A 12650-nucleotide genomic window follows, 5' to 3' on the forward strand; every position below is an offset into this window, starting at 1 on the left:
CGGTCATACTAAAAAATTTCCTGATTTTCTCCAATTGTACCACATATTCTTATACCCATGGAACAAAATGTAAATAATCCAAACTTTCCTCGTAACTAAATAAGGCACCCGCAAAAAGCGGGTGCCCGTGTGGATTTATATCTCGAACTTTGTTAAAGACCGGTATCAATTTTAATGTATGATTCCTGATTTTTTTAAGTTTAGTGTAAATGCTTCAAATATTTCATTCAGACGTTTCTTAAACAGTATACCATATAAGGTAAAGATGATACCAAAAATACAAAGTCTAACTATATCTTTCGTTAAATTATCGTAATTTACTCCATAGATTGCCTCTCTCAGTCCATTGATTGCATAAGTAAATGGCATAAATTTATAGATAGTTCTGAAAAATACCGGTGTAACCTGAATCGGGAAAGTACCTCCCGAAGCTGTTACCTGTAGAAGCAGCAAAATGATACCAAGTGCCTTTCCCACATTATTTAAAGTTGTAACAAGGGAATAGATTATCATGGAAAAGATTAGACTGAAAAAGCAGCATAACAGAGTAAACAATACCGGACTATGTATTGGTACACGCAATATTATTAAATCTCCCAATGCAGTAACAAATCCCTGTGCTATCGCAACTGTTCCAAATAAGAGAAACTTTCCAAAATATACTTGTTTCGGTGTATACATAACTTCGCTCTGATTCACTTTCGTCTGAAGTAATGCTGCCAAAAACATACCGCCGACCCAAAGAGCAAGAACGGAATAAAACGGAGAGAGTCCTTTACCGTAGTTCTCCGATACATACACATCATGGGAGGATAATTCAACCGGGGAGGAAAAATAATCACTGTCTTCTTCCACATCCCGATGAACCAGGTTGACCAGATCATCGTAGGTTATATCACCGTTTAATTTATCTATCTTATCTGTAATCAGATTAAATCCCGATTGTATCTCAGGAATATCTTTTTTCACTTTTTCTAATTTATCAATGGTAGTTTCGCCCCTTTTTGCAACATCATCAGAAAAATCACTTAAGTCATTGATTGCATCTTTCGTATTAGCAAGAATCCCGTTAATATCCTGAAACAATACAGAACCGCTTGATAAATTGGCTTGAAGATTCTCAAGTGCTTCATCATTTATCCCATTTAATACGGTACCAACGGCTGTACTGGCATTAAAAGATACTTCTTTGATATCGTCAAGGAGAGTAACCATCCGGCTGCTGTTTTTAACTTTATCTTTTAGATCACTTAATCTTAAATTTACCGTATCAATCTGCTCATTCATATCCTGAGTAAAGGAATTTATTTTATCTCTGCCATCCCCGTGATATTGTGCTAATTCGGAATTCGTCTTCGATAGAATATCCTGTACATCTTTTAATGTAATACTGATACTTTCAGAATATTTGCTGATGTCAGAATTCAGATCGGATAATCCGTCCGCCAAATCATCGCTCAAATCGTCAACCTGACGCAGTAGCCTTTTAGCATCCTTTAACTCATCCTGTACATCCTCACTGCTGTTTTTTAATGTCTTTCTCATGGCACTTATCTGACCGTTTAGTTTTTTCATATCATTTTCCAGATCATTAAGCCCATTCGCATTCAGTGATTTGGATAAAACCTGTAAATCTTTAATGATAGCGTTATTTGTTGTTATAATCGCACCGAACATACCCGAAGAATTCTCTAAAACACTATTAATATTTTTTAGGCTGCTCTCCAGAGACAATATGATAGAAATGATGTTCTCACCGGCCTTACTGTTTTCCAGCTGGGATAAAAGGTTTTCCAGCTGGGTCAGCGTACCCTCAAGATTCTTTAACGCTGCTGCCGTCTGGCTGTCAATACCGCTTACCGGATTCTCAGTCATCTTATTAAGAGCGGAACTTAACTGTTTTATATCATTACTCAGGGAGGTTATGGAATCCTTTGTAACCAAACCTTTTAATATTGTATTTAAATCATCAATTATTTTATTATTTGTCGCAATAATGCCTGCAAACAGCTTCTGATTGTTACCCAGAATTCCATCGATTGTTTTTAGACTTGTTATCAATGTATTAATAGTACCGTTAATATTTTTCACATTATCTGCGTTATTGATGCTATCTACAAAAGCAGTCAGTTCCTTGCTGATATTTTCAAGACTTGCCAGCACGTCATCATTGGTATTATATAGATCATCCAGCTGATCCTCTAAATCACCAAGACTGTCTGCCAGATCATCACACAAGTTTCCTAATTTCCTTATAAGGTATTCTGCCTGATCCAAATCATCGGAGCCATCCTTTAAATCGTTCAAAACTTTCTGGATATTATCAATATCATTAGAAATATCATTGTTCAGACCCATAACATCCGTTACACCGTTTTCATTTATTCTAAGTAAATCTTCACTAATATCGTTAAGATCTTCTTTCAATGAGGTTAAATTACTGCTTAACTCATTGATATCACTAATAAATTTTGGTTTATTGGTTTTAACTTCACTGGAAAGATACTCGGCATCCTCTGATATATCCTTGAATAAAGATTGAACCGAGGTCAAATCCGATCTTAATTCGGGTGAGTACTTATCAATATCCTTATTGGTATCTGTAATCATCTCCGACATATTGTCATTAAATTCAACCAAATCAGTAATGGTATCCTGTATGGAAACAAAATCATCACTTGCGGAATCAATTTTAACAACCCCGTCTTCCATATTATTAGTCAGATTATTTAACCGATCCGGAAGTTCTTTTACATTCTCATCAATATGTTTTAGCAGGTTAACCGAATTCTCAAGGTCCGGATAATTATCTTTTATATCCGTACCGATGGTATTAATTTGTTCCAGAACTTTGGATACTGCGGTCTGAATTATATTAGTGCTGATTTCTGTTTTCAGAGTATTGGTGGCAGAATCAATAATCTTTGGAGCAATGGCATTCAGTTTTTGATTTTTATAATAATCGATACTTAGCTTTTTAGGGTGTTCATCTAAAATAGTAGAAAGGGAAAGGGAGAAATCTTCCGGTATAATGATAGCAGCATATACTTTACCGTCCTCCACCATCTTTAATGCATCATCTTTATTATCGCAAAAGATCCATCCTAATTTGTCGTTGGTTTTAAGCGTTGACATGATTTCAGTACCAATATTATAATCCATACCAAGCAGAGTTCCTCCGGCATCTTCATTAATTACTGCTACCTTAAGGCCTCCGGTATTGCCGTAGGGGTCCCAGGAAGCATAGATATTCAGCCATGCATAAACCGCCGGTAAAATTGTAAGTCCTATCAGTATTACCACAGTAACCCAGCTGGTCATAATCTTGCCCAGGTCAGAATGAAAGATTCTAAAAACCTGCCGGAAAGCATTAAAATTCTTATTTAGATGTATATGAACTTTTTTTGATTTTTTCACTTATACCACTCCTTAGCTTATTGTAATATTTTCAGAAAACAATCCTCTATGGCTGCTTTTTTCTTATTATAATAACTTCCCATACTTTGAAACGAATTAACATCTTTCAGATCATTTTCCTCCTCTTTAAAATTAATTTCAGTCTGATAATCCACGAATTTCAATTCCAATTTTGAATTTGTGTGAATATCCCATCCGCCGCTCGTATCCAGATTTCCGACTGTATTCAGATTAATGGGTAAACTGAAAATATCACCTTTCATATCAAAACTGATATTATTCTTTTGCTTGTTTAAATCAATCTCTGTTGCCGCTTTTAATTGCAAAGTGGTGGCAGCTCCGGAAAGGATAAGAATATTCGTTTCATCTGTAAACAGTTCTCCGGAAAGGCTATGATCACCTTTGGATTTTATGGATACCGTTCTATCGGCATTCTTACCGAAAATACAGGTAATGGTTAAGTCATCCCAAACCTTAACTGCATTATTAAATATCACTTCCATATAAACTTTCTGAGTCTCATAGTTAAAGGATATATTTGCACTTCGTATTTTATGGGAATCGTCCACATAAATATGTAAAATAATATCGGAATCCAAACGTGTCAGGGAAGAATCTATATTATTTAATACCTTTTCGTCTGCTATGTAGTTCTTCAAATAATCCGGTAATATTTCTATTATATTTTTATCCAAAACCACTTCGTATTCATCGGTCTCACACATATTGTCCTTACCGCCCGTAACTGCAAAAGATTTTTGACCGCTTTTACTGACCTTGGCATATTTATTATATATTTCAATCAAGGAACGTATCTGGTCTTTTTTGTTCCTGACTTCTGCCTGGGATTTTCTACCGGTTTTATCAGTATTTTTCTCTTGACTGCTGTTCTTTTCTACGTAATTACCGCTATTACCATTGTCTATCTTGTTATTAATACTCTTGTTTTTTGCAAGTCCTATCGGTTCACCAAATAAATCTGATGAAGATAGAACTATTTTATTTTTGTCATTATAAGCTGTCAGGGAAAATACTTTTTTTTCTTCATCTGATGCAGTTACCGTCAGACTTAATGGAGTGTTGTATAAGTTTTTTACTTCTTTCCACCCATCTAACAGAGTATCCTCCATACAAAACAATACATAACTTTTAGGCAGATAAATCAGCCCGAAATCAAACTTTAAAATATGACCCACTGCGTAAGTGATCAACAAAACTGCTGTAATTATCATAATAACTAGTCTTTTTTTAATTTTCAAAGAATCACCTCACAGAAATAAACCTTGTTTTAAAAAACTTCCTACCGAATCGGCAATTTCCCGTTCATTTAATGGTTCATGTTTTTCTTCCCACTCAAAAGCCAGTGCCGTATATACCTTCAATACTAAAAAAGTAAGCAGTGTTGTATTACATGGCTTAATTAATCCTTTTTCCACCGCATTTTTCAATCGTTTCTCCAGATAAACACTAATGGTGTTATCTAACATATCAATAACCTTACAGGAAATCTGCGTTCGGAATTCTTTCGCTTCTTTTACGATCTTATATAAAAATTCCTGTTTTTTTCGATACATCAACAGATTGTAAATCACTTCATGTATTTCATCCACAAGAGATAATTTTTTATTCACGATACCCTCTACATAGGAATCAAATTCCTTTATAAATCCGTTTGCGAGATATAGGAATAAATCTTCTTTATCCTTAAAATATAAATAGAGTGTGCCTTTTGCTACATTGGCTTTTTGTGCTATCTGATCCATGCTGACCGATTTATAACCGTAATCGGTAAAAAGTTCCTTGGCAGCTATTGAAATTTCATTTCTTTTTATTTCTTTTGCATCCATTTTAATTCCTCCGAAATGACCGAATGACATTTTAAGTCATTAATTCATTATATATTTTCTAATGTAAAAGTCAATTGGTGAAATATAATAATTTTATAAATTATTTCTCAATTATTTATGTAAAATGTTTCACTTTATCTTTTCGCTGTTATATAACCAAAAAATCGATCAGGGATTTTAAAAGTACATTTTGCCTGCAGGTCTTTCTCGTTACATGAATCATTACAAAAGCCTTTATAACACTGTTTTTTTGCATAAAAAAAGATGGGACTGCTGCAACCTAAATTTATCGGGATTGAGCTTAGAATAATTCTCTCCCAAATCAGATAAATTTATATTTTGCAACAGCTCCACCTGTTTATTTAGTGGTTTTTATATAACTTTCTCCACTTTATTATCCTGCTTATATGCATTCCTGTACATGCCGGGTGTTATATTTTCATATTGGGTAAATACCCGTGAGAAGCTTCTCTCATGATTATAACCGCAAAGACCTGAAATCTCTTTTATGGTCAGGCGGGTATTCCTCAGCATACTTTTGGCATCGTTTAATCGAAGTTCATTTATGTAATCCACTAGACTTTTATCCGTTTTTTCTTTAAATATTTTTCTTAGGTAAGAGTAACTAATACCTGTGTTCTCAGCTACTATGTCTATGTTAATATCGTTTTTGTAGTTTTGTTTTATAAATTGAATCGCATTATTAAAGTATATTTCATCGTTACTTGCTACCCGGTTTCTGTAATCGATAACCGCGTTGTACTTTTCAATAAACCAGTTGCACGCATCCTCTAACGTTTCATTTGACCATAAGCTCTTATATAAATGCTCATTATCTTCAAATAGATCCGTTATACGTAAATTTAAATCAACGATTTTATTTAACAGATTGGTAACTAATTGGTTCAAAATCTGAATCACATTATTATAATCAATATGGTCATGCTGTGCTATATCTTTGAACATTTTATCCGTTGCCGCAGATAACTTTTCTTTATCACACAGCTCAAAATAAGTTTCAATTAAGTTAATTTCTTCTACCGGATAATAATAGACCGCTTCCGGATATACATCACTGTAAAAAATAATGCTGTTATGACCTTTTATAAACCGGTAACGTATAATCTCTCTTGCCTGTTCAAAGGATTTGTAAGCGGTATCTTTATTTTTCTGCAGGCTGCCTGACGTTATGGTTATAGGAAAATTAAACATGGCTGATAACTCTGACTGTATTTTGTTCAGTTTTTCCCGTAAAACCTCCATATAATTTTTAAGTTCTGACTCAATGCTAATAATGAGTGCTATACTCTCGTTCTGGTACCGGATTCCTGATGTATACATACCGTCACTTAACATTTCTTCACAGATACGTATTATAATTTTTGCGTATTGTTCCTGTTTTTCATTATTATCTGCGGACATTCTGTCTTTCGATTTACCAGGTAAAATTACTGCACAGACTGTAAGCGGATAGGGTAATATCTTTATAATGTCATCGTCAGTGGCATCATTGACAGAAGATATGATACGAAGCAGGGCAGCTTCATAGTTTTTATTCGAACGATTATCCGTGAAAAAGCGGTTTTCTTCCTTTAAAAGATCACCCAGTACCTTTGATATTGTCTGAATCTCATCGTTTCCATTTTTTAAATCTAATCTTTCATTTGCATAAATATCTTTCACCAAAAGAGCAATGGGATTATATAAACGTCTCGAAATATAATAAGCAGCAAATAAACCGGCCAGCGATATGATAAATGCAGCAAAAACAAGTCTTATCTGAACAAAACTTTGTTTTCGAAACAATACATCCATATCATTGGCTCCATAATAAATAAGGTTGCTGCCCGGTGATTTATAAAAAGAACATAACTGGTTTTTTCCGTTAACATCTAATGAGAAATACCCTTGTTCTGACTTTCTTTTATTAATCATCTGATATAAATTCATCTTAAGAAGTTCCAGATTATTTGAATGCTTCGCATTTGAGATTACCTCACCCCTGTTATTAAGGATTGTTACAAAACCATCATCCCCTTTATCAACTGTATATAAGCTGCGCAGCTTATCTTCATTAATGTTAAAAACCAGTGCACCTTTTAGGTTTGAGGTATATGGTGTAATTTTATAAATATAGGAAATACAGGTTTGCCCCTTATCCGCTTCTTTGTTGGAAAGAGATATTACATTAGACCGTACAAAATGTGAGGGTAAAATTATATTGCTGTAAGTACCGCTTTCCAGTTTTTCATACTCCCGTATCCACTTTTTATCGGCAAGCTGGTTAATTCTCACTACCCCAATATCGGAAGAGATAATATAATCAGCTCCATTTACATAAAAATAGACGGAGTAAAATAAATCATTTGTTCTTGCGTAATCTATGATAGAAGTTTCCAGCTTTAATAAATCAAACATATCATTGTGTCTTTTCACTATTTCATCAATGTTTTTATAACCGGCTAAGCTTTTTAAGGTTGTATCTACAGAAAAACGCATGGCATCCCGAAAGATGCTGTCGAATACTAAATCATTGGCATTACTGACCATTTGCAGGCGGTGAATTTCAGAATTGGCTATGCTATCTTTTGAAAAATGTGCAGTAGCATAATTATTTATCGTAGTTATGATACTAATTGGTATAATTAAAAATAGAATCAAAGCTACTAATAGTTTAAAAAAGTAAAACCGCTTCAAAATACCCCCCCTCCTTACCGTATAATTAATACTAATTTCATAGCTTAGTCGTTTATTAACAGTCTGTTTTAACTCTGAAATTGTATTAATTATACAGTATATAGACAATAGTCTAGTTTTGCAATTATCTACGACTTATTATTTATTGGTGGTTGGCATCCCAAACCTTTTGTCTTTCATCTACAATAGCCTGACCGCCTGATTCCAGAAATTCCTTAATTCCGGCATTCCATACATTTTCAAAATCCTCCGGTTTTGCAGTAATCGCTTTCGCAAATATTTCTTTCTGTTTTTCTTTCAGAGTATTTGAAAATTGTGCTTCTGAATCAATAGGATCCAAGAGTGTGGGTATGGTGTATCCATCATTTAGACTTATTTTATAAGCTTCTCTGAATACATCTTCATATCCCGGATAAGATCTGGCTATTACATCGATATTTTTAGCAGGGTCATCCATCTCCATACCGTTTACAACAAGTACATAGTCAATATTATTTGGTGAATTCATAATCATATCTCCGGTTGCTGCTTTCATCGCCGGCAGACCGTCCACCATATCGTAATTTACTCCCTCTTCACCTGTTTCAAGATAATAACGGATTGGCTGTTTACTCATCCAGTTCAGATATTTAACCGCACCATCAATATTTTTACTTGCTGCAGGAACAATTACATTAATTCCGTTTGGACTGTAATTCGTTTTAAAATATTTCCCGTCCGCATTTTTAAATGTATCAATCGGAACAAATTCTGCGGTAGGTACATTGGTTTTAAGCTGATCCATAATTCCGGGGCTGGAACGCAACGGCTGGTCATAAGCATGGATATAGGAACCAACAATACCTCTTGCAGTATCTGCATCCCCTTGTATATCGTCTTTGTAGAGCGCGAATTGCGGGTCTAATAAACCTTCGTTGTAAAGTTTATTTAAGAAACGAACTCCTTCTATGTAACCTGGAAGTAACAGGGTAAAGCTGCCCATCGGGCAATTAACGTACATCGTTTCTTCTGACAGGTTTGGTTCTATAAAGGATTCCAGAATTGTTGCACAACGCCAGGCGACATCGGAAGTTGCAGTAAGGGGAATCACATGGTCAACCTTACCGGGATTTTTCTCCTTAAAAGCTTTTAAGGCCTGATAGTATTCTTCCGTAGTAGTCGGCAAAGGCATGTTAAGTGCATCCAGCCAGTCTTTACGAATGTAGGTACCATATTTACCAAGTACGATTCGTTTAGCGGGAATTGCATATTGCTTTCCGCCAAATTGTCCCATGGATAAAATTGAATCTCCAAGATAATTTTTTAGATCACTGCCGTTTTGCTCCAGGCTGGAAGTTAAATCTGCTATACCGTTGTTCTTATAATAATTATAAATCGTACCTATATCATATGTAAAGCAAATATCGGGAGCCGTGCCGGCTGCCATTAAAACATTTAACTGGTCAATTTCCTGGGAACGTGGAACACTTACAAATTTCACATCCAGATTCAGGTCTTTTAAAGCATTTTCCTGTATCCATTTGGTCCAATAATTATTGGTGGGGTCACTTGCCCCGGTGGCACCACGGTCAAAAATCTCTACAGTCAGTGGTGCGGCAGGTTCTGTAGTTGGTTCCGTTTCCGCGGAAGATGATGCCTCCGTTGATGTCGATTTCGATTCTGCCGGTGCTGCTGTTTTTTTTGTTTTGGCTGCACATCCGCTTACCATAGCTACTATCAAAGTAAGCACCAGTGCTGTACGCCCCATTTTACATAATACTTTTTTCATACTGATTCCTTATTCCTCCTTATTAATATATGTGTCTATTCGGTAACTTAGTTGATTTCACGCTGCCAAATAGTCACTATTTTTATATACAAGCCTGAATGGCTGAATATAAACTAGCTTCAAAACAAATTAGCCCTTCACTGCGCCAATGGTTGCTCCCTCAATAAAATACCGTTGAAGCCAGGGATAGATTAGTAATATCGGAACTGTTGCAAACATGACCGTAGCTGCTTTCATGCTTTCACTTGTAACCATAGTAACAACATTTGCCTCCGCATGTGTGTCTATGGAAGAAAGATTATTTACGATCTGATAAAGTTTAAGCTGAATTGTATAAAGATTACGGTTTGATATGTAAAACAATGCATCCTGAAAACCATTCCACCGTCCAACCGCATAAAACAGTGCCAGGGTTGCCAATACAGGTGTTGAGAGCGGCAGATAAATCCTTGACAGAATTGTCCAATGGGAAGCACCGTCTAATTTGGCAGACTCTTTCAGGCTTTCGGGTATCGATCTAAAAAATGTTTTAAGTATAATCATATTAAATACACTAAGACAGGACGGAATAACCAGCACCCAGAAATTATCCAATAAGTTAAGATTTTTTATATTGATATAATCCGGAATAATCCCGGCATTAAAGTACATGGTTATAATAATTATTATATTAATAGCCCTTTTTCCTACAAGCTTTGATTGTGCCAACGGATATGCACAAAAGGTGGTAATAATCATAGAGATTACCGTACATATTAAGGTCAGATATGCTGTAAAAAAAAGGCTTTTTACCACACTTGCATCGGATAATACGTAACTATAAGCTTTTGTCGTAAATTCAACCGGCAATAAAAACACTTTATTGTTGGTAATGGCAGAATTTGAGCTTAAGGAAACTGCCATAACGTTCAAAACCGGAAATATACAGATACAGATGATCAAAAATGCAACTATTACGATGATCCAATCCGCTGTTTTCGTTTTTTTTGATTTAATCATTATTTTACCCAGTACATACTACAGACAGGTCTGCAGTACGTCCACTCCTAAAAACGGTCGAAAGAAATCGTACGTGGTAGTCCTTTCTTTTCTATTTTCCTTTCAACCTAGTGCCCGTCCTTAGGGCATAAATCCTGAAGAACAATCTCTATTTTCTATTCACCTAAGTCTATGTACCGAGGCTTTGGGCCTGTTTGTTCCTGGCAGGACTATTCAACCTAACCCAAATGGCATAAGAATCTGCCAGCAGCTATAAAACTACATAATTCCTTCTTCTCCTAACCGCTCCGTAATTACATTAGCAAGGACAAGAAAAATAATACATACAAGAGACTGAAATAACCCAACTGCCGTTGCTATGGAATACTGCTGTGACTGTAAACCAACCCGGTAAACAAAGGTACTAATAACATCTCCCACATTCGTTACAAAATAATTACTCAATGCATAGGGTCTGTCAAATGCAATGGATAAAATACGTCCTAAATTTAATATTAACAGAGTCACTATGGTTGGGCGGATACCTGGCAGCGTTACATGCCAGATTTTTTTCCACCGGTTTGCACCATCGACAACGGCTGCTTCATAAAGTTCTGTATTCACTCCGGTAATTGCCGCTAAATATATTATCGTATTCCATCCAATACTCTGCCATACACCGATTAGGATATAAGAAATGATCCAATGTACCGGTTCATTTAAAAACGGTACGGCTTCCATACCAAATTTTCTTAAGAGCAGATTAACAAGTCCTGTATTCGGGGCAAATACCTGCAAGGCTATACCGCTTATTATAATCCAGGATAAAAAATGGGGCATATATACCACCGTCTGTGTAAGCTTCTTGAACTTCTTAAAACATATTTCATTAATTAAGAGTGCTAACAAAATCGGTGCCGGAAAACCTACAATTAAATCTAAAAAATTTAGTACAATCGTATTTCTTAATGCCCGATAAAAACCATCCATAGAAAATACTTGCTTAAAAATATCCAATCCCACCCAGGGACTTTTCCATATTCCCTGAAACATATTATAATTTTTAAATGCAATAACAATGTTTGTCATAGGAACATATTTAAAGATAATCAGATAAATAATAGGTAATAAAAGCATTAAATATAGTGCATAATCATTTTTGACCTGTTTCAATTTTTGATTTTTAACTCTTACTCTTTCTGTTTTATGACTATTTGCCTTTAATCCGCGAGTTGAACTCATTGAAAAACCTCCTGTATTTTTATCGTAATGTGCAAATAGCACAAAGCGTAACTAATATATCTGGAATTATATAGCTTATTACACAAATTAACAATTGACAGAAATGATTTTTTACGGACACTTTTGATTTTTTGCAATGAAACCTAATATTTTACCGGGTTAAGGTGTTCTATAGTCACAAATTTTTGGATATTTCAACAAAAATAATGATTAATTTAAATGATCTCAGATAAAATCTAATTAAGTCTTGACTTAATCAAACAGAATACTATAATCTAATTCATATATACTTTAAGAAAAGAGGATGTCCCTATGGATATTACAATGCAGCTAAAAGCTATATCCGAACCTAACCGATATAAAATTATCAATTTACTTCTGGAACGGCATTACTGTGTCCGGATCATTGCCAAAAAGTTAAATATCAGTGAATCTGCGGTGTCACAACATATGAGTGTTTTAAAGGAAGCCGGCATTGTATACGGTAAGAAACTGGGTTATCATATGCACTACATTGTTAAGACGGACACCTTAAGATATATAAGAGATGAGATGTCTAATATGCTGCAAGCAGCCGAACAATCTGCATTAGAAATAAAAAATTGTTCCTGTGAATTGTCTCGCGAAAAAATTGCGAGCCATTAGAAGAATAGTAAAAGGCGCTATTCTTCGAGATTTTACACTGGGTGAGTTTAAGCCTT

8 protein-coding genes are annotated in these 12650 nt (G+C 35.1%); 1 reads left to right on the plus strand and 7 read right to left on the minus strand.

Annotation, left to right across the window (positions count from 1 at the left end):
• Positions 1–171 precede the first annotated feature (171 nt).
• The 7 genes from RBU59_RS10650 to RBU59_RS10680 form a co-directional block, all read right to left on the minus strand.
• Entirely contained in the window at positions 172–3417 is a 3246-nt protein-coding gene (locus RBU59_RS10650) for a YhgE/Pip family protein (protein ID WP_308147847.1), read from the minus strand.
• 17 nt (positions 3418–3434) lie between these two features.
• Positions 3435–4676 (minus strand): hypothetical protein, encoded by a 1242-nt coding sequence (locus RBU59_RS10655; RefSeq protein ID WP_308147848.1) that lies wholly within the window; start codon positions 4674–4676, stop codon positions 3435–3437.
• Between the two features lie 9 nt (positions 4677–4685).
• Positions 4686–5264 carry a TetR/AcrR family transcriptional regulator gene (locus tag RBU59_RS10660; RefSeq protein ID WP_308147849.1) on the minus strand — a complete coding sequence of 193 codons (579 nt, stop codon included), beginning with the start codon at positions 5262–5264 and terminating at the stop codon, positions 4686–4688.
• Positions 5265–5636: 372 nt separating this feature from the next.
• Positions 5637–7961, minus strand: a complete 2325-nt coding sequence (locus tag RBU59_RS10665) for an AraC family transcriptional regulator (RefSeq protein WP_308147850.1) — start codon at positions 7959–7961, stop codon at positions 5637–5639.
• A gap of 142 nt (positions 7962–8103) precedes the next feature.
• Entirely contained in the window at positions 8104–9729 is a 1626-nt protein-coding gene (locus tag RBU59_RS10670) for an extracellular solute-binding protein (RefSeq protein WP_308147851.1), read from the minus strand.
• A gap of 129 nt (positions 9730–9858) precedes the next feature.
• Positions 9859–10728 carry a carbohydrate ABC transporter permease gene (locus RBU59_RS10675; RefSeq protein WP_308147852.1) on the minus strand — a complete coding sequence of 290 codons (870 nt, stop codon included), beginning with the start codon at positions 10726–10728 and terminating at the stop codon, positions 9859–9861.
• Positions 10729–10986: 258 nt separating this feature from the next.
• A complete protein-coding gene (locus RBU59_RS10680) occupies positions 10987–11949 on the minus strand; it encodes an ABC transporter permease (RefSeq protein ID WP_308147853.1) in 963 nt (320 codons plus the stop codon).
• A 312-nt stretch (positions 11950–12261) separates the two neighbouring features.
• Here RBU59_RS10680 and RBU59_RS10685 point away from each other — a divergent pair, with 312 nt between their 5' ends.
• A complete protein-coding gene (locus RBU59_RS10685) occupies positions 12262–12594 on the plus strand; it encodes an ArsR/SmtB family transcription factor (protein WP_308147854.1) in 333 nt (110 codons plus the stop codon).
• Positions 12595–12650: the final 56 nt, after the last annotated feature.

The organism is Anaerocolumna sp. MB42-C2 (assembly GCF_030913705.1).
Classification (GTDB): Bacteria; Bacillota; Clostridia; order Lachnospirales; family Lachnospiraceae; genus Anaerocolumna.

Excerpts from the sequence above, each read along its gene's own strand:
- RBU59_RS10660 (WP_308147849.1), bottom strand. The coding sequence starts at position 5,264 with ATGGATGCAAAAGAAATAAAAAGAAATGAAATTTCAATAGCTGCCAAG.
- RBU59_RS10670 (WP_308147851.1), bottom strand. The coding sequence starts at position 9,729 with ATGAAAAAAGTATTATGTAAAATGGGGCGTACAGCACTGGTGCTTACT.
- RBU59_RS10675 (WP_308147852.1), bottom strand. The coding sequence starts at position 10,728 with ATGATTAAATCAAAAAAAACGAAAACAGCGGATTGGATCATCGTAATA.
- RBU59_RS10680 (WP_308147853.1), bottom strand. The coding sequence starts at position 11,949 with ATGAGTTCAACTCGCGGATTAAAGGCAAATAGTCATAAAACAGAAAGA.
- RBU59_RS10685 (WP_308147854.1), top strand. The coding sequence starts at position 12,262 with ATGGATATTACAATGCAGCTAAAAGCTATATCCGAACCTAACCGATAT.